At 40.0% G+C, this 18,463-nt stretch carries 16 protein-coding genes and 1 tRNA gene; 13 read left to right on the plus strand and 4 right to left on the minus strand.

Annotated features, from left to right (window positions below; genetic code table 11):
• Positions 1-117: 117 nt before the first annotated feature.
• Positions 118-564 carry an NUDIX hydrolase gene (locus tag AC4J95_RS14475; protein WP_494550480.1) on the plus strand — a complete coding sequence of 149 codons (447 nt, stop codon included), beginning with the start codon at positions 118-120 and terminating at the stop codon, positions 562-564.
• A 17-nt stretch (positions 565-581) separates the two neighbouring features.
• Here AC4J95_RS14475 and AC4J95_RS14480 read toward each other — a convergent pair whose 3' ends face one another.
• Together AC4J95_RS14480 and AC4J95_RS14485 are read right to left on the minus strand one after the other, a co-directional pair.
• Positions 582-1,931 carry an HD domain-containing protein gene (locus AC4J95_RS14480; RefSeq protein WP_494550481.1) on the minus strand — a complete coding sequence of 450 codons (1,350 nt, stop codon included), beginning with the start codon at positions 1,929-1,931 and terminating at the stop codon, positions 582-584.
• Positions 1,921-2,730 carry a lipoate--protein ligase family protein gene (locus AC4J95_RS14485; protein ID WP_494550482.1) on the minus strand — a complete coding sequence of 270 codons (810 nt, stop codon included), beginning with the start codon at positions 2,728-2,730 and terminating at the stop codon, positions 1,921-1,923. Before AC4J95_RS14485 ends, AC4J95_RS14480 begins: the two co-directional genes overlap by 11 nt.
• 302 nt (positions 2,731-3,032) lie before the next feature.
• On the opposite strand from AC4J95_RS14485, the gene AC4J95_RS14490 reads away from it, so the two are divergent.
• From AC4J95_RS14490 to AC4J95_RS14500, 3 genes are all read left to right on the plus strand, one after another.
• On the plus strand, positions 3,033-3,467 hold the full coding sequence (locus tag AC4J95_RS14490; RefSeq protein WP_316401805.1) for a YwiB family protein: 435 nt from the start codon (positions 3,033-3,035) through the stop codon (positions 3,465-3,467).
• 73 nt (positions 3,468-3,540) lie between these two features.
• Complete coding sequence (gene rpoE / locus AC4J95_RS14495) at positions 3,541-4,146, plus strand: DNA-directed RNA polymerase subunit delta (protein ID WP_494550483.1); 606 nt, start codon at positions 3,541-3,543, stop codon at positions 4,144-4,146.
• 120 nt (positions 4,147-4,266) lie between these two features.
• A complete protein-coding gene (locus AC4J95_RS14500) occupies positions 4,267-5,526 on the plus strand; it encodes a cytochrome P450 (RefSeq protein ID WP_494550484.1) in 1,260 nt (419 codons plus the stop codon).
• Positions 5,527-5,724: 198 nt separating this feature from the next.
• Here AC4J95_RS14500 and AC4J95_RS14505 read toward each other — a convergent pair.
• Positions 5,725-5,796 (minus strand) — tRNA-Arg (locus AC4J95_RS14505).
• Between the two features lie 65 nt (positions 5,797-5,861).
• Here AC4J95_RS14505 and rpoN point away from each other — a divergent pair.
• From rpoN to eno, 6 genes are all read left to right on the plus strand, one after another.
• Positions 5,862-7,166: an RNA polymerase factor sigma-54 gene (gene rpoN, locus AC4J95_RS14510; RefSeq protein ID WP_494550485.1), complete on the plus strand. Its 1,305-nt coding sequence runs from the start codon at positions 5,862-5,864 to the stop codon at positions 7,164-7,166.
• Between the two features lie 176 nt (positions 7,167-7,342).
• On the plus strand, positions 7,343-8,386 hold the full coding sequence (locus AC4J95_RS14515; RefSeq protein ID WP_316401801.1) for a sugar-binding transcriptional regulator: 1,044 nt from the start codon (positions 7,343-7,345) through the stop codon (positions 8,384-8,386).
• A 35-nt stretch (positions 8,387-8,421) separates the two neighbouring features.
• A complete protein-coding gene (gap, locus tag AC4J95_RS14520) occupies positions 8,422-9,423 on the plus strand; it encodes a type I glyceraldehyde-3-phosphate dehydrogenase (RefSeq protein WP_316401800.1) in 1,002 nt (333 codons plus the stop codon).
• Positions 9,424-9,578: 155 nt separating this feature from the next.
• On the plus strand, positions 9,579-10,769 hold the full coding sequence (locus tag AC4J95_RS14525; protein ID WP_316401799.1) for a phosphoglycerate kinase: 1,191 nt from the start codon (positions 9,579-9,581) through the stop codon (positions 10,767-10,769).
• A 187-nt stretch (positions 10,770-10,956) separates the two neighbouring features.
• On the plus strand, positions 10,957-11,712 hold the full coding sequence (gene tpiA, locus AC4J95_RS14530) for a triose-phosphate isomerase (protein WP_206919135.1): 756 nt from the start codon (positions 10,957-10,959) through the stop codon (positions 11,710-11,712).
• A 113-nt stretch (positions 11,713-11,825) separates the two neighbouring features.
• On the plus strand, positions 11,826-13,139 hold the full coding sequence (gene eno, locus AC4J95_RS14535) for a phosphopyruvate hydratase (RefSeq protein ID WP_010744523.1): 1,314 nt from the start codon (positions 11,826-11,828) through the stop codon (positions 13,137-13,139).
• Positions 13,140-13,200: 61 nt separating this feature from the next.
• Here the strand turns inward: eno and AC4J95_RS14540 are convergent, their stop codons facing one another.
• Positions 13,201-14,820 carry a SulP family inorganic anion transporter gene (locus AC4J95_RS14540; protein ID WP_494550486.1) on the minus strand — a complete coding sequence of 540 codons (1,620 nt, stop codon included), beginning with the start codon at positions 14,818-14,820 and terminating at the stop codon, positions 13,201-13,203.
• Positions 14,821-15,104: 284 nt separating this feature from the next.
• Between AC4J95_RS14540 and AC4J95_RS14545 the strand changes: the two genes are divergently transcribed.
• The 3 genes from AC4J95_RS14545 to AC4J95_RS14555 all read left to right on the plus strand — a co-directional run bounded on the left by AC4J95_RS14545 (position 15,105) and on the right by AC4J95_RS14555 (position 18,402).
• Positions 15,105-15,554 carry a YueI family protein gene (locus AC4J95_RS14545; RefSeq protein WP_494550487.1) on the plus strand — a complete coding sequence of 150 codons (450 nt, stop codon included), beginning with the start codon at positions 15,105-15,107 and terminating at the stop codon, positions 15,552-15,554.
• A gap of 186 nt (positions 15,555-15,740) precedes the next feature.
• Entirely contained in the window at positions 15,741-17,351 is a 1,611-nt protein-coding gene (gene pyrG, locus AC4J95_RS14550) for a CTP synthase (protein ID WP_316401796.1), read from the plus strand.
• A 181-nt stretch (positions 17,352-17,532) separates the two neighbouring features.
• On the plus strand, positions 17,533-18,402 hold the full coding sequence (locus AC4J95_RS14555) for a class II fructose-bisphosphate aldolase (protein WP_048718717.1): 870 nt from the start codon (positions 17,533-17,535) through the stop codon (positions 18,400-18,402).
• Positions 18,403-18,463 lie beyond the last annotated feature (61 nt).

Consider the following 18,463-nt stretch of genomic DNA (forward strand, 5'->3'; position numbering starts at 1 on the left):
ATTATTAAATTCATAATACCATAAAACATCAATTTGCCAGCATTTATGCTCAGCAGTTGTTTATGAGTTTTTTTTAATGTAAACTAGCTAGTAAATACATTATGCAGGAGGACACCAATGATCCCAGTGTTTGGCGAAAAGGAAGCCGAAAAAAACTATCAAGCACGTTATGCAGCTTACGCAATTTTAATGAATGATGAGGAAAAAATTGCGCTAGTCCAAGCTCCTAATGGTGCATACTTTTTACCTGGCGGAGAAATCGAAGGAAATGAAACAAAAGAAGAGGCGATAGAGCGTGAAATGCTGGAAGAGTTAGGCTTTGAAGTTGTTTTGTCAGAGTATTTAGGACAAGCAGATGAATATTTCTATTCCCGTCATCGGGCGACTTTCTTTTATAATCCGGGCTATTTTTATTCTACAAAAAGCTGGGAAAAAGTTTCTGAACCATTAGAAGAGGGCAACAATAGCAGCTGGGAACCGCCAGCACAGGCGATTGAATTATTGAAACGTGGCAGTCATAAGTGGGCCGTAGAAGAATGGCTAAAGAAAAAACTTTCTGAGTGATCAGAAAGTTTTTTTGCTTATTTTACTAGCGCACCATTGTGAATATGTTTGGCAAATGCTTGATAATAATCATCGAACAAATCTGAATTCCTACTATCCAACTGCGTCATCTCTTTCGGATAATAGAAGCGGATGTCGCCTTGACCTTGTCCAGTCAGCGCTGAAACCAGCTGGCTAGCCTTAGAAAGTTCGATTAATGAACCGTCTTTTTGCATTAATTCGATTTGTGTTCGGTGACTGCCTTTTTCTGGGTGATAAAGGTCATATGGCAAGTCGTAACTGGAATTAATTGCTGTGTAGTAACGTGGATTGAATCCAGCTTTTTCAACTAAGTCTTTCATTTCAAGCAGCAGCGGATTATCACTAGAATCGACCGTGATAGATTTTAACGGTTTGCGATTTAAAAAGCGGTAGGCTAGGTCACTTAAAATCAGGTCCTGTTCATCAATCCATTGGGCAAAGTACGTATTCAATACCCCGTCATCCAATTTTAAATAGTCCTCTAATGAAAAATCTTCTTTCAAAAAAGGTATTAAGAATTGTGAATGAAGAGAGAAAATTTCCGCATCTTCTTGATATAATTCGTGTGCACGATCTAAAAGATGTTCTAGTAACACTTCCATTCCACGAGAAACTGAATGGAAATAAACTTGGACATACATTTGATAACGACTGACAATGTAATCTTCCACAGCGTGCATCCCATTCATAGAGAAGGCAATTCCGCCTTCATAAGGACGGATCACACGTAAGATTCTTGTTAAGTCGAAAGTACCATATTCAGTACCGGTATAATAGGCATCACGCAGCAAATAATCCATCCGATCTGCATCAATCTGACTGGAGATCATCTGCACCACCTGCGGATTCTCGAAGGTTTTAGTAATAACGCTAGCAACTTTTTCTGGGAAGCCTTCTTCGACATTGTTTAAGATCTGAAATACCTCAGTTTCCGGGGATGTAATGATCGCAACGGTCAAGGCTTCATGATCTGTATGAAAAATATGTTCGAAGGTATGGGAATAGGGACCATGACCAACATCGTGAAGCAATGCCGCACACAAGGCGACTAGGCGATAGGAGTCATCCCACCCGTCTTTGCCGTACTTTTCCTGAGAGTAGTTTCGTTGAAAAATATCGCAAATTCGCCGAGTAATATCGTAGACGCCTAACGAATGAGAAAAACGGCTGTGTTCTGCACCATGAAAAGTATAAGAGGTTGTGCCGAGTTGTTTGATTCGCCGCAAACGTTGAACTTCTTTTGAGTTGATCAAATCTAAAATGACCTGATGTTGGACATGGATATAGTTATGGACTGGATCGCGAAAAACTTTTTCCAGTGGGAGCATTTGGTATTTATAAGTCATTTAGTACCTCCTGAATAATCGCGTTGCGCTGCTGCATATTTTGAATGCGACGCTGATATTCTTCTAATTGATAGAAACTTGCTAAAGCATCTGTTTGGTCACGATGAGACATCGCCAGTAATAACTGCTGTTTAACAGAATCGATTGAAACGTCGAAGGGTGCAATATCATCTAGTGTTGTCATACTAGCAGGATTAACTGGAGGATAGTTGACGCCAAACTGATCCTTCAAACCTTCTTCATAGTAGGAACGAATAACCTCTCCACGAAGCGTTTGATCGCCGTTGACACTAAGATACATCATGATCGCCACACCTTCTTTGACTCGTCGCTGGGCAATACCGGCGATTTTTTTTCCATTTATTGAGAGATCGTATTTCCCTGGACAGTAAGAATCGGCGACTTCGCCAACATCGATGCCTAACTTGCCAAAACTAGTTTGCTCTATCCAGTCTACCATTGCTTGATAACCATCATCGATTGATAATGAAGAGATCGTCTCTTTGGGAAGAATCAACGATACGTTTAATACTCCTTCATCACTGATCACACCTAAGCCGCCAGCATTACGTAAAAGAAGCTCATATTCTCTCTTATGAACAGTTCTTAGGGCTTCCTTAAAATAGTTGACACGACTATCCTTCATTCCCAAGATCAAGGTTTTAGGCAATTGCCAAAAATGGATGATCGGCTGATCCTGATCACCGCTAAACTCTGTCAGCACATCCGTCAAGGCAAAAGGATTGAATAAGTCGTTTTTTGGGAGCATCTCTTGATCAAAAAGCAATGCTTCTTTCATCTAATCTTCCTCTCGTTCCGTGTATTCCCTACTATTATAAACAAAAATACGGAAAGTAAGTAATCATGTAGCTCAAAAAGCAGAAGTAGTTGACAAAAAAAGTAAAAGCGACAAAAATAAATAGTGGAAGATTGTCAGCTCTGCTTCTGGCTTTGCCAGTCTTTCTTTGTAGGTAGTAAACTGAAAAAGAATTTGTCATCTAATCTAGTGATGATTTCCGGAAGAGACATGTCTACCTGACACTTAAAGGTTCAGCAGAGCAACAGGACAAGTACATTAAACTAAGAAGGAGTGGAAGCTCTGTGAATATCAATGAAGGTATTCCCGCAAAAATTAAAGTACAAACGAAGGTCACTCAGAACGACGAGACAGAGGAGTTCGTCTTTGATCTTCCCGGTCAAGTTGTGAAAATGGGAGACACATTGTACATTCGCTACAAAGAAGTTCAACCGGATGGACAAGAAACCCCGGTCACGGTCAAAGTAACGCCAGATTCTCAAGTTCAACTGATTCGTTCCGGTGAATCACGGATGCGTCTGCGTTTTGCTTATCGCGAGAAGTTAGAGACTAGTTATAAGACACCATATGGTATTTTTATGATTACGACTTATGCGAAAAATCTTCATGTCAGTTTAAAGGATCGCCCATTTTCAGGCATCATTACAATTGACTATGCTCTTCTGATGAAAGAGGAAAAAGTGGGAGACTATCACCTAGTTTTAGAATTTACCACCTAAGCATAAGAAAGGTTTGCTTTTTACCTTTTGATTTTGTATGATAAGGAGTAGACTTTGAAAGGACGTGTCATACTTGGAACTTAGTATTTTTGATGGTTTGAACAAAGATGAATTATCAATGATTGAAGTGGCACACGCAATTCTGGAAGAACGCGCAGATGTAATGGATTTTTCAGATCTAGTCAATCAAATCCAAAACTATCTTGGCAAATCAGACAGTGAGATTCGTGATGCATTAGCACAATTTTATACCGATTTGAATATTGATGGAAGTTTTATTTCTCTAGGCGATAATCGCTGGGGATTACGTTCATGGTACGCGATCGATTCGATTGATGAAGAAGTCAACCATGGCTTAGAAGATGACGATGAAGAAGACAAGCCTCGTCGTAAGAAACGTAAGAAGGTCAATGCCTTTATCAACGATGATGAAGATGCGATCGACTACAACGATGATGACCCTGAAGATACTGATTTGTTAGTCGACGATGACGAAGATGAAATCGACGACGATGATGACGATGATGATGATGAAATCGCAGCATATAACTCTGATCTACAAGAAATCGGAGCGGATGCAAATGAGGATGACGAAGAAGTTGTTCCTGGCGGTATCGAAGATGATCTCAGCGTGATCGATGATGACGATGATGAATTTGAAGACGATGATGAAGAGTAGATCAATTTGATCTATTCTTTTTTTAATTTTCCTTTAGATTTTCACAAGCGCTTTCGTTGATTCTTTTCTGAGTAACGCGATAGTATGAATTTAGAAAAGAAACACAGAAAGGTGATTGTCATGGAAAAAGTACCTGAAATCAAAATCAAATTAACAGATGTGAGTGAACGTCTGGACGAAGGCTATCTACTGCTCACAGAATTACGCAAAGAAGCAGATGCACCAGTCGTAAAGGCCCGATTGCTAAAGAAGGAAGTCATCGCGATTTATGGAAAAGAAGCGGCTAAGAAATTTTATGATCCACGAAATTTTAAAAGAGAAGGCGCGATGCCGAAGCTTGTTTTAAAAACGTTGTTTGGAGAAGATGGGGTTCAAACCTTGGATGGGAATGCTCATGAGCATAGAAAAACTATTTTTATGAATTTGATGACACCAGAGCGAATGGAAGCGTATCATCGGATTTTGGACAAGAATCTAACCCAGAAGATGGATCAACAGCAGGGAGAATTTGAACTGTTCGATGTCGCGAAGGATGTTCTATTTCGTTCAATTTGTGAGTGGTCGGGAATTGATTTATCAAAAATTGACAAGAAGGAAGTTGAGCAATTAGCGGAATACCAAATCTCAATGATCAGCTCTGCTGTAACCAATCCGACAACTCATATCAAAGGCATTGAAAATCGAAAAAAATCAGAAAAATGGGCACAATCATTGATTGAAAAGGCACGTACAAACCCAGTGGCTGGAAAAGAGGACGTTGCCCTATATGCTTTTGCTAATGCTACAGATGATCAGGGAGAATTATTACCAATTGATGTAGCCGCTGTTGAATTGTTAAATGTGATTCGTCCAACAGTTGCTTTGACTGTTTGGATTGCTTTAATGGGCCATGCTTTGTTTAGCCGTCCCGATATTTATCAACGGCTCCATGCTGAATTCGATCAATTGCAAGATTCTTTCATACAAGAAATGCGTCGTTATTATCCTTTCTTTCCGATGTTGCCGGCTTTCGCGAAACAAGATGTTGAAGTTGATGGTTATTTGATTCCTAAAGATAGCTGGGTTGTTCTTGATCTGTATGGAACAAATCATGATGAACGCATGATCGAAACACCGGAAGTATTCCGAATCTCTCGTTATTTAGGAAAAGAAAAGCATATTTCTTACGATGAAGAGTATGAAATGATTGCTCAAGGCGGCGGAAAATTTGAAGCAATGCATCGCTGTGCAGGAGAATGGATCACTTTGCATACTTTAAGGGTCTTTTCAGATCAGCTGGTGAATAAGTATCAGTTTTCTGTGCCAGAACAGGATTGGACAATTCCAATGAATCAATTTCCAACCTATCCGAAGAGCAAGGCAATATTAATTAAGAAATAATCAGATAGAGAACCGCTTTTATCAGGATTTGTTCCTGTTAGGAGCGGTTTTCTTCTTTTATTGATAGCTGCTAATCTCCTTTGACTGAATCAAAATTGATAAGTGCCAGCTAAAAAAGTATAATAGCTGTTATGGAGTTCGATTTTTTTAGTTCGTTAAAAGAAAAAACACTCCTCGAATTGAGAAGTGTCGAAATAATGCGCCCTGAGGGAATCGAACCCCCGTCTCAAGAACCGGAATCTTACGTGATATCCACTACACTAAGGGCGCGTGTATTGGTCATAAGCACGAATATTAGTTTAGCATATTATTTTAAAAAAACAAGGGGAAAGTATATGAAGTTTCAGCAAGGTTATTCGCAGAAGCAGCAGCAAACTCAAAAACTGGCGATGACTCAGGAGTTGCAGCAGGCGATTCAAATATTACAATTCAATACTGAGGAGTTGAAGGACTACGTTGAAACGGTCTCTTTAGAGAATCCGCTATTTGATGTAGTGGCTCCAAAAATTCAAAGCGACTTGATGCAGATGCACAATAGCGGAGCGGCCAAAGAAGAGTCATTCATTCAGATTGCTGATCATCCTGTTTCGTTGTTTGAACATCTAATCAATCAAATTCACTTAAACTATCGAGATACGTTCATTCGTGAGATTATGCTTGTCTTAGTAGAGTATGTCGATGTAAATGGTTATTTAAGAGTCGATGAAGAAGAGATCAAAGAAGAGCTGAAGGCGACAGATATTCAATATCTGGATGCTTTGACGCTTTTGCAGCAGTTGGATCCGCCAGGGGTAGGTGCGAGAAACCTGCAGGAGTGTTTGATGCTGCAGACAGAACAAGATGATTATGCCCCAGAATTAGCTTATCTTCTATTAGAAGAGTCTTTCGACGCGATTGCCAAAAGAAAATTTGAACAGATTGCGAAGGAATATCAAATCAGTCTAGCTCAGGTTCAACAGATTTTGGATTATATTCGAACCTTGAATCCATTCCCAGGCGCAAGCTTTGGCGGACAAGACTCGAATTTCATTATTCCAGATTTGACATTAGTTAGAAGAGAAGGAGAATTAGTTGTACTGTCGAATAAAAGGGGTCAACTGAGACTAAACTTCCAGGAGAATTATTTTAATCGTTTGAAGCAGCAGGCTGATGAGGAAACAAAAGTTTATTTGAAAGAAAAGCTGCAGCAGTTCGAGTGGTTAAACAAAACCCTAGGGCAGCGAAAAGATACAATTCTAGAAGTCGGTAAGATTATCGTACAGCAGCAAGCACATTTTTTTGAAGAAAAACAAGGTGCTTTGAAGCCATTGATGCTGAAAGACGTGGCGAAACAATTGGACGTCCATGAATCAACGATCAGCCGTGCAGTTAATGGAAAATATATTGAGACGGATTTTGGTGTCTTTGAATTACGCAGTTTTTTTGTCAATAAAGTTAACGACGAAGATACCTCAGCCGATGAAGTTAAACAACTTATCACGTCTTTAGTTGAAAAAGAAGATAAACGCAAACCATTATCTGATCAAAAAATCGTTGAACTGTTAGCTGAAAAAGAGCAAAAAATTTCTCGAAGAACGGTCGCAAAGTACCGTGATGCTTTAAATATTCCCAGCTCATCGAAAAGAAAACGTTTTGATTAAGCCAAGTAAAAAAACTTGGCTTTTTCCTTGCGCAGATGGGACAAAACTGTTACACTTTGTCATGTAAGAAATTAGCAAATATCAAATGATTGATTTGACTTTCTTGCATTTTTTTTAATATTCATGGGTCGCTAAAAGTCTATGAGGGACTACTTAAGTCCAACGGAGGAATTCCTTTGTTAAGTGAACTAAGAGTACTTGAAGCAATCGCCCCTGATGTGTTAGAGGTTGTAAAAAAAAGATATCGTATCATGCAGAATATTTTTTGGATGCAGCCGATCGGTCGAAGAAACTTAGCTGATTCATTGGGTCTTACCGAACGAGTTTTACGTGGTGAGACAGATTATCTTAGAGATCAGCGTTTGATTGATGCAACGAAGAGCGGTATGTTATTAACTGAAAAGGGCGAGGGACTGTTGCAGCATCTGGAACTTTTGATGGAACAGTTTACCGGCATGGATCAGTTAGAAAAGCAGCTCGCTTCAATTTTCAAAATCGAACGTTGCTTGATCGTTTCTGGAAACAGTGATGAGCAGGAAAAAGTAATCGGTGAATTTGGCGAGTTAGTTGATGAGGCTTTGCAGCGTCAATTACCAGATGGCCGAAACATTATTGCAGTGATGGGCGGTACGACAATGGCAGAAGTTGCCAGACATGTCAGTCCATTGGAAACAGCAAAACGCCATAATCTTTTTGTTCCAGCTAGGGGCGGTATCGGTGAAGCCGTATCGATTCAAGCTAATTCAGTGAGCGCCTTGATGGCAGCAAATGCCCACGGCGAACATCGTGCATTATATGTGCCGGAACAGTTAAGTGAGGAAGCGTACCATACACTGCTGAAAGAACCTTCGATTAGAACCGTCCTGGCGATGATCAAAGAAGCCAATTGTGTTGTTCACAGTATTGGTCGAGCCGTACACATGGCAGCAAGGCGAAAAATGTCAGAAGATGAGATCATTCGTCTGAAACAAAAAAATGCTGTTGCAGAATCTTTTGGGTACTTTTTTGACGAGAATGGAGAGATCGTTCATAAGGTACCGCGAATCGGATTATCCTTAGAGGATATTCAGAAGATGCCGACGATTCTAGCAGTCGCTGGTGGTAAAAGCAAAGTCAAAGCCATTACAGCGTATATGAAAAATGCTCCAAAACAAACGTGGCTCATCACCGATGAAGCCGCCGCAAATGAGATTTTAAAAGGGACATCCCCTTTAAAATAAATATATTTTTTGATTCCATAAGGAGGAAATCTTAAATGACAGTAAAAGTTGGAATTAACGGATTTGGACGTATCGGACGCTTAGCATTCCGCCGTATCCAAGATGTAGAAGGATTGGAAGTTGTAGCTATCAACGACTTAACAGACGCTAAAATGTTGGCTCACTTGTTAAAATATGATACAACTCAAGGTCGCTTTAACGGAACTGTTGAAGTTCATGAAGGTTCATTCAACGTGAACGGCAAAGAAGTTAAAGTTCTTGCTAACCGCAACCCTGAAGAATTACCTTGGGGAGAACTAGGAGTAGATATCGTATTAGAATGTACTGGATTCTTCACTTCAAAATCTGCTGCTGAAAAACATTTAACAGCTGGTGCTAAACGTGTTGTTATCTCAGCTCCTGGTGGTAACGATGTTCCAACAATCGTTTACAACACTAACCACGAAACTTTAACTGGTGACGAAACAGTTATCTCTGGTGCTTCATGTACTACTAACTGTCTAGCTCCTATGGCTAAAACTTTGAATGACGAATTTGGCGTTGTTGAAGGCTTAATGACAACTATCCACGCTTACACTGGTGACCAAATGACTCTTGATGGACCTCACCCTAAAGGCGACTTCCGTCGTGCGCGTGCTGCTGCAGCAAACATCGTGCCTAACTCAACTGGTGCTGCTAAAGCTATCGGTTTAGTTATTCCTGACTTGAACGGTAAATTAGACGGAGCTGCTCAACGTGTTCCTGTTGCAACTGGTTCATTAACTGAATTAGTTACTGTTCTTAACAAAAAAGTTACTGTTGATGAAGTAAATGCAGCGATGAAAGCAGCATCTAACGAATCATTCGGTTACAACACTGACGAAATCGTTTCTTCAGATATCGTAGGTATGACTTACGGTTCATTATTTGACGAAACTCAAACTAAAGTAATGACAGTTGGCGAACAACAATTAGTTAAAACTGTTGCTTGGTATGATAACGAAATGTCATACACTGCTCAATTAGTTCGTACTTTAGAATACTTCGCTAAACTTTAAGATTTATTTTAAACGAAAACACATTGTCTGAAACAAGGCGGGGAAGCAACGCGCTTCTCCGTTTTTTAGTAAGCTTATGTCTATCGTTAGCTCTTTTCCTAAAAAGAGTTGTATAATAGAAAAGATTTAAAAAAACAATTTGGAGGTTTTCTTTCATGGCAAAAATGACAGTTAAAGATCTTGACTTGAAAGACAAGAAAGTTTTAGTTCGTGTGGACTTCAACGTTCCTGTTAAAGATGGCGTGATTACTGATGACACTCGTATCAAAGCGGCGTTACCAACAATCAACTACATTTTAGAACAAGGCGGCAAAGCTATTTTGTTCTCTCACCTAGGTCGTGTGAAAACAGAAGAAGACAAAGCAGGCAAATCATTAAAACCTGTAGCTGAACGTTTAAGCGAATTATTAGGTAAAAACGTAACGTTCGTACCTGAGACTCGCGGTTCTGAATTAGAAGCTGCAATCGCAGACATGAAAGACGGCGACGTAGTTGTCTTTGAAAATACTCGTTATGAAGATATCGATGGCAAAAAAGAAAGCGGCAATGACGCTGAACTTGGTAAATACTGGGCTTCATTAGGCGATGTATTCGTCAATGATGCATTTGGTACTGCTCACCGTGCGCACGCTTCTAACGTAGGTATCGCTTCTACTGGAATTCCAACTGTTGCTGGATTCTTAATGGAAAAAGAAATCAAATTCATCGGCGAAGCTGTTGAAGAACCTAAACGCCCTATGATCGCGATCTTAGGCGGCGCGAAAGTTTCTGACAAAATCGGCGTAATCAAAAACTTGATTCCTAAAGCTGACAAGATCTTGATTGGCGGCGGAATGACGTATACCTTCTACAAAGCTAAAGGCATGGAAATCGGCAACTCATTAGTAGAAGCTGACAAAGTTGACTTAGCAAAAGAATTGATCGAAGCAGCTGGCGACAAGTTAGTTTTACCAGTTGACTCAATTACAGCGGCTGAATTCTCAAACGACGTTCCTACTGAAGAACATACTGGTGATGTTCCAGCTGGACAAATGGGTCTTGACATTGGACCAGAATCAATCGCTTTGTTCGCTCAAACATTAGAAGGCGCGAAAACAGTTGTATGGAACGGACCTATGGGTGTGTTCGAAATGAGCAACTTCGCTCGCGGAACAATCGGTGTTTGCGAAGCAATCGCGAACTTGAAAGATGCTACAACAATCATCGGTGGTGGGGATTCTGCAGCGGCAGCTGAACAACTTGGCTTTGCTGACAAATTCACTCACATCTCAACTGGTGGCGGCGCAAGTCTTGAATTACTAGAAGGTAAAGAATTACCTGGACTAGCAGCAATCAACGATAAATAAAAATTAACACCTTAATACGAAAAAGGATGCCAGTCCAACTTTTTGCAGTTTCACAATGTGTTAAGAATTTACATGATGGAACTTCATTGAACAGTGTTGATCTGTTTAGTTGGATGGTATACGGCTTGAGAATCAAATTAATTTTTGAAAAAAATTAACACCTTAATACGAAAAAGGAGTTTTCTAAATGCGTAAACCAATTATTGCTGGTAACTGGAAAATGAACTTAACTGCATCTGAAGCAAAAGATTTTGCTGAAGCAGTAAAAAACAATATTCCTGCTAACGATAAAGTAGATTCAGTGATTGGATCACCTGCTTTATTCTTACAAGAATTAGTTGAAGCAGCAAAAGGCACTGACTTAAAAATCTCTGCTCAAAACTGCTACTGGGAAAATGCTGGAGCATTCACTGGTGAAACTTCACCTGCTGCTTTAGCTGATCTGGGTGTGGAATATGTAATCATCGGCCATTCAGAACGCCGTGAATATTTCCATGAAACAGACGAAGAAATCAACAAAAAAGCCAAAGCAATCTTCGCTAACGGCATGTTGCCAATCCTTTGCTGTGGTGAGTCTTTAGAAACATATGAAGCTGGCAAAACAGCTGAATGGATCGAAGGTCAAATCAAAGCTGGTTTAGCTGATCTTTCTGCTGAACAAGTTTCAAGCATGGTTATTGCTTATGAACCAATCTGGGCTATCGGTACTGGTAAATCTGCTGACGCACAAATCGCTGACGAAATCTGCGGCGTTGTTCGGTCAACAGTTGAAGGTATTTATGGTAAAGAAGTTTCTGAAGCTGTTCGTATCCAATACGGCGGTTCTGTGAAACCAGAAAACATTGCTGAATACATGGCAAAAGAAAACGTTGACGGCGCTTTAGTCGGCGGAGCTAGCTTGAAGGCTGACTCATTCTTAGCTTTATTAGAAGGCGCAAAATAATTTTTTATAGAAAATTACGGCTTTTGTTTGCAACTGCCGACGATTTTCACTAATATTGGTTATAAGGGTTTTTAGCCCTTTAATAAAAACAAATTTTAAAGGAGAGACAAAACATGTCAATTATCTCAGACGTTTACGCACGCGAAGTCCTAGACTCACGTGGTAACCCAACAATCGAAGTAGAAGTTTATACAGAAGACGGCGCATTCGGCCGCGGTATGGTTCCTTCAGGTGCTTCAACTGGTGAATACGAAGCCGTTGAATTACGTGATGGCGACAAAGCTCGTTACGGCGGTAAAGGTGTTACTAAAGCAGTTGATAATGTAAACAACATTATCGCTGAAGCAATCATCGGCTACGACGTACGTGACCAAGCTGCTATTGATGCTGCTATGATCGAATTAGATGGCACTCCTAACAAAGGTAAATTAGGTGCGAACGCTATTCTTGGTGTTTCTATCGCCGTTGCTCGTGCAGCTGCTGACTTCTTAGAAATCCCATTGTACAACTACCTTGGCGGATTCAATACAAAAGTTTTGCCTACTCCTATGATGAATATCATCAATGGTGGATCACATGCTGATAACTCTATTGACTTCCAAGAATTTATGATCATGCCTGTTGGCGCTCCTACATTCAAAGAAGCTTTACGTTATGGTGCAGAAGTATTCCACGCTTTGGCTTCAATCTTAAAAGCTAAAGGTCTTGCTACTTCAGTTGGTGACGAAGGTGGATTCGCTCCTAACCTTGGTTCTAACGAAGAAGGTTTCGAAGTAATTATCGAAGCTATCGAAAAAGCTGGCTATGTACCTGGTAAAGACATCGTTCTTGCTATGGATGCTGCTTCTTCAGAATTCTACGATAAAGAAAAAGGTGTTTACGTTTTAGCTGATTCAGGTGAAGGCGAAAAAACAACTGAAGAAATGATCGCATTCTACGAAGAATTGGTTGCTAAATACCCAATCATCTCAATCGAAGATGGTCTAGACGAAAATGACTGGGAAGGTACTAAGAAATTAACTGAAGCTTTAGGCGATAAAGTTCAATTAGTTGGTGACGACTTGTTCGTTACAAACACTGAAAAATTAGCGAAAGCTATTGATTTAGGTGTTGCTAACTCTATCCTTATCAAAGTTAACCAAATCGGTACTTTAACAGAAACATTCAACGCTATCGAAATGGCTAAAGAAGCTGGCTACACTGCAGTTGTATCTCACCGTTCTGGTGAAACAGAAGATTCTACAATCTCTGATATCGCTGTTGCAACTAACGCTGGTCAAATCAAAACTGGTTCTCTTTCACGTACTGACCGTATTGCTAAATACAATCAATTATTACGTATCGAAGACCAATTGGGTGATGTTGCAGAATACAAAGGAATTAAATCTTTCTACAACTTAAAAAACAACCCATTCATCGGTAAATAATTAACAAAAAAGAGGGCTGTGAGGATTTTTCCTCACAGCTCTCTTTTTATATGGAAAGGATTTAGTATCCCTGATGCAGGGCGTGTAACGCATGGGCAACTGTTGGATGTTGAATCGGACAATGAACTTGATTGTCCCATAGCTGTTGAAATTGCTTTTCTACATCAGGCTGCATAGAAGTAAAAACGAGTTTTTGTTCATTTAGCGCCGCGATAGAAAAATAATCTGCAAAAGTATCTAATGCTGTTACATCAATGCTTGGTACTCCTCGAAGTGAAAAGATGAGTCCTTCTTTATCAACGACTTTATCTAGTTCTTTTTTTAGTTGGTTAGCTGACATAAAGAATAATGGGCCGGTAATATAGATGACTGCCCATTCAGCACCAGCAGCAGAACGAGGCAGTTCCATCCGCTGCCAATCAATCTCTTCTGTAATAATAGAAATTTTCGCACTTTTGGCAATGAAGAAGATGCAGCCGCATATGACGCCAATCACGATGGCAATGCTTAAATCAAAAATGATCGTACTAAGCATGGTAACGAAGAACAGTAGGATCGCTGTTCTTTTTTTCTGTCGGATCATTGTTTTGATTGTCTCCCATTCGTGCATTCGCCAACTAGTAACCAAAAGAACGCTGGCAAGTGCAGCCATCGGAATTTGGGACATGATCGGTGCAAATAGGATCATCGATAAAAATAGGAAGAGCGCATGGAAGATGCCAGCTAATCGAGTTTGTGCACCGGACTTAATCGCTACGTTTGTTCGAGCGATCGCGGCTGTTGCCGGGATTCCACCAAAGAACGGCAAGATTATATTACCGATCCCCTGTGCGATTAATTCCTGATTACTATCAAGGTCTTTTCCAGTCATTCGTCCAGCAGAAGCCCCGCAAAGCAAACTCTCAATCATTCCTAGCATGGCAATACTAATCGCAGGCAGCAATAATTGCTTTACTAAAGAAAGGTTAAGTGTTGCTAACTGGAGTCGTTCGCTTGTTACTAATGAAGTAGGAATTTTCCCAACTTTAGCAACAGGCAGTTTGAAAATAATTGTGACAAATGTCGCCAAAATAATAGCAACCAGTGAAGCTGGTAAAATTTGACTCCACTTTTTAGGATAGAAAATCAAAAGTAGTAAAACAGCCAGTCCTAATAAAAGAGTGGGTAAGTTCGGGGTGAAGCCGGATCGATAACTAAGAAGTTTTGCTAAAGCATTTTCGCCAACTGAGGTGGTTCCAAAAAAATTATCGATTTGTCCTAAAGCAATAATGATAGCAATACCGGAAGTAAAACCGGTAATAACTGGCGCCGGAATGAATGAGGTGAGATTCCCAAGTTTGAAAAGTCCGGCGATCAGTAAGAAAATCCCTGCGATAAATGTCGCAACTAGAACACCTGCCAGACCCTGTGTTGCGATAATTCCAGTTAAGATCGCAGCCATTGCTCCAGTTGGTCCAGAAATTTGGTAGAACCCGCCTGAAAGGCTTCCGATAACGACACCCGCAATAATAGCTGTAATCATTCCAGCGGCAGCATCCGCTCCGCTAGAGACTCCAAAAGCTAATGCTAAAGGCAAAGCGACAGCCGCGACTGTCAACCCGGCCAGCAGATCCTTTTGTAGTTTTTCTTTAGAGTAATGCATAAATTCCTGTTGTAACAAATTTTTATAACGATTGATCATAAAGCACTCCTTTTTAGAAAATACGACAAAAGCCCGTAAAAACGGGCTTTTATAAAAAAATTTATCATTTTTTAAAACCAACTTTAACTATAAAAGAGCGAGAATAAAATTACAATAGTTTTATTATGCGTTTCTGAAAATTATTCATTTCTTTCATCGTTACTTGAATTGATCTGTTCAGTTGGAATTTTTAATAAATTTTTTACTGGATGATCAGAGTTGAGCATTTTAATCACTCTTTTGATATACTTGGTTAAAAGTATCTGATGAGGAAGTGAATTTTTTTGGCAAAAGATGAATTACAGCAACATTTAGATAAGGGACGATTTGGTGCAGCACGAATCAATCCGGATGAACAGCGCAAGTATTTAGGAACATTCCGCGAACGTTGCTTTGTAAGTATGACCATGCGCGAAATGAGAAATCGACAGGACCGGGAACACTTGCTAACAGAAATTCAAAAATATCCTGAAGGGAAATTGCTGATCAATGGTTCAGTTGATGAACAAGTCCAAAGAGATTTCATTGCCTTGGCGTCAAAAAATTCTGTTGATTTTACCATTGTAAATGACGCAACGATTGATTCAGAGGATAGTATTGGTTTGCTGTTGGTAACTGATCATGCAGTAAATGAAGAGATCATCGATATTGAAGAAAAGTACTCACAAGAAAAAAATGCAGATCAAGAGGCGCCAAAGGAAAAGAAAAGCTTTTTTGGCAGATTATTTGATTAAAGAAAAGTAAGCAACTAATAATTACAGTTGACATTTTTCCAAAGTGTCGGTATTATACTGCTTGGGCACCCTTTTAGTAAGGGTCAGTGTTTAGTGAATTCAAAGCTCCCTATTCAATCGGATAGGGAGCTTCTTTGTTTTTTCTAGACGTTTCCTGCAAATTAGTATGAAGGAGTTTTTTCATTTATGACAAAGTATATTTTTGTAACTGGCGGCGTAGTTTCATCAATTGGCAAGGGGATCGTGGCAGCATCATTAGGTCGTTTGCTCAAAAATCGGGGATTGAAAGTAACTATTCAAAAATTCGATCCATATATCAATGTCGATCCAGGTACGATGAGTCCTTATCAACACGGAGAAGTTTTTGTGACAGATGATGGTGCTGAAACGGATTTAGACTTGGGTCACTATGAACGTTTTATCGACATCAACTTGAATCAATACTCCAACGTAACGACAGGAAAAATCTATTCAGAAGTTATTCGAAAAGAACGTAAGGGTGAATACTTAGGTGCGACCGTCCAAGTTATCCCGCATATCACAAATGAGATTAAATCAAAGATTATGCGTGCTGCAAAGATGACGGATTCAGACGTGATCATTACTGAAGTTGGCGGTACGGTTGGTGATATTGAATCATTACCATTCCTAGAAGCTTTGCGTCAAATGAAAGCAGAAGTCGGTGCAGACAACGTGATGTATATCCACACGACGTTGATACCATTCTTGAAGGCTGCTGGTGAAATGAAGACGAAGCCAACACAGCATAGTGTGAAAGAGTTGCGTGGTTTAGGGATTCAACCGAATATCTTAGTCGTTCGCACAGAACAGCCTGTTTCTCAAAGTACAAAAAATAAACTAGCGCAATTCTGTGACGTGGCTCCAGAAGCAGTTATCGAATCTCGTGACGTAGAAACACTTTATTCCATTCCATTAGCATTACAAGCGCAAGGCATGGATCAAATCGTTTGTGATCATCTGAAAATCGATGCTCCAGTAGCAGACATGACTGAATGGCGTGCATTAGAAGAAAAAGTCCTGAACCTTAAGAAGAAGGTCAAAATCGCATTAGTTGGGAAATATGTGGAATTACCTGATGCTTATATCTCTGTGGTAGAAGCATTGAAGCATTCTGGTTTTGCTTTTGATTCAGATATCGAGATTGCATGGATCCAATCACAAGATGTTACTCGAGAAAATGTCGCAGAAGTCTTAGGTGATGCCGATGGTATCTTAGTACCTGGTGGATTCGGCGATCGCGGGATCGAAGGGAAAATCGAAGCAATTCGCTATGCCCGTGAAAATGACGTGCCATTCTTAGGTATTTGCCTTGGAATGCAAATGGCCTGTGTCGAATTTGCTCGCAACGTGGCAGGGCTTGAAGATGCGAATTCAGCAGAAACTGTTCCGGATACAGCAAACAACATTATCGACTTGATGGCAGATCAAGAAAATGTTGAAAACTTAGGTGGAACATTGCGTCTTGGTCTATATCCATGTAAGTTAAAAAAAGGCAGCAAGACAGCCGCTGCATATGGAAATGGCGATGTGATCCAAGAACGTCATCGTCATCGTTATGAGTTCAATAACCAATACCGTCAGTTGTTTGAAGATAAAGGATTGGTATTCTCTGGCGTATCTCCTGACAATCGTTTAGTTGAGATCGTTGAGATTCCGGAAAACAAATTTTTCGTGGGCTGTCAATTCCACCCAGAATTGATCTCTCGTCCAAATCGTCCTCAACCATTGATCAAAGCCTTCGTTGGCGCATCATTGGAAAGTAAAGAAGCAAAATAGTAGTTTTGACTGAAAGGCATAGACGCCTTTCAGTTTTTTTTACAAAAAAAGCAAAAAACTTGAAATGTAAAGGTTTTATCGGAAGGTTTGGAGTAGCAAAGATGGAAAAACTTTGATAGAATTAACACGTTAGTTAAGCACGGCTTAACCAAATAGTAAAAAACCTTAGGAGGAATTTTTTATGCCAGTAGTATCAGGAGCAGAATTCTTAAAAGCTGCACGTAAAGGCGGATATGCAGTTGGTGGATTCAACACAAACAACTTAGAATGGACTCAAGCTATTCTAAAAGCTGCAGAAGCTAAAAAAGCACCAGTTCTTATCCAAACTTCAATGGGCGCTGCAAAATACATGGGCGGATACAAAGTTGCTAAAGATATCATCACTGATTTAGTTGACTCAATGGGTATCACTGTACCAGTTGCAATCCACTTAGACCATGGTGACTACGAAGCTGCTTTAGAATGTATCGAAGTTGGCTATACTTCAATCATGTTTGATGGTTCTCATCTTCCATTTGAAGAAAACTTGAAATTGGCTAAAGACGTTGTTGAAAAAGCTCACGCTAAAGGTATCTCTGTTGAGTGTGAAGTTGGTTCAATCGGTGGTGAAGAAGACGGAATCATCGGTGCTGGCGAATTAGCTGACATCGACGAATGTGTACAAATGGTTGCTACAGGTATCGACTACTTAGCATGCGGTATCGGTAACATTCACGGTGTATACCCTGAAAACTGGAAAGGTCTTGCATTTGACCACTTACAAGCTATCGCTGATGCTGTAGGTTCTGATGTTCCTCTAGTATTACACGGTGGATCAGGTATTCCTCAAGAACAAATCCAAAAAGCAATTTCTATGGGTGTTTCTAAAGTCAACGTTAACACTGAATTCCAATTATCATTTGCTAAAGCAACTCGTGAATACATCGAAGCTGGCAAAGATAAAGAAGGAAAAGGCTTTGACCCTCGTAAATTGTTGGCACCAGGTGTTGCTGCAATCGTTAAAGATGCTGAAGAACATATTGACTGGTTCGGTTCAGCAAACAAAGCTTAATTTGTTTATTAGAGTCTCGGAGCATTCGCTTCGAGGCTTTTTTTGCGCATAAAAATATAAA

The organism is Enterococcus sp. GPZ-007, assembly GCF_059374735.1.

Excerpts from the sequence above, each read along its gene's own strand:
- AC4J95_RS14475 (WP_494550480.1), top strand. The coding sequence starts at position 118 with ATGATCCCAGTGTTTGGCGAAAAGGAAGCCGAAAAAAACTATCAAGCA.
- AC4J95_RS14480 (WP_494550481.1), bottom strand. The coding sequence starts at position 1,931 with ATGACTTATAAATACCAAATGCTCCCACTGGAAAAAGTTTTTCGCGAT.
- AC4J95_RS14485 (WP_494550482.1), bottom strand. The coding sequence starts at position 2,730 with ATGAAAGAAGCATTGCTTTTTGATCAAGAGATGCTCCCAAAAAACGAC.
- AC4J95_RS14500 (WP_494550484.1), top strand. The coding sequence starts at position 4,267 with ATGGAAAAAGTACCTGAAATCAAAATCAAATTAACAGATGTGAGTGAA.
- rpoN (WP_494550485.1), top strand. The coding sequence starts at position 5,862 with ATGAAGTTTCAGCAAGGTTATTCGCAGAAGCAGCAGCAAACTCAAAAA.
- gap (WP_316401800.1), top strand. The coding sequence starts at position 8,422 with ATGACAGTAAAAGTTGGAATTAACGGATTTGGACGTATCGGACGCTTA.
- AC4J95_RS14525 (WP_316401799.1), top strand. The coding sequence starts at position 9,579 with ATGGCAAAAATGACAGTTAAAGATCTTGACTTGAAAGACAAGAAAGTT.
- tpiA (WP_206919135.1), top strand. The coding sequence starts at position 10,957 with ATGCGTAAACCAATTATTGCTGGTAACTGGAAAATGAACTTAACTGCA.
- eno (WP_010744523.1), top strand. The coding sequence starts at position 11,826 with ATGTCAATTATCTCAGACGTTTACGCACGCGAAGTCCTAGACTCACGT.
- AC4J95_RS14540 (WP_494550486.1), bottom strand. The coding sequence starts at position 14,820 with ATGATCAATCGTTATAAAAATTTGTTACAACAGGAATTTATGCATTAC.
- pyrG (WP_316401796.1), top strand. The coding sequence starts at position 15,741 with ATGACAAAGTATATTTTTGTAACTGGCGGCGTAGTTTCATCAATTGGC.
- AC4J95_RS14555 (WP_048718717.1), top strand. The coding sequence starts at position 17,533 with ATGCCAGTAGTATCAGGAGCAGAATTCTTAAAAGCTGCACGTAAAGGC.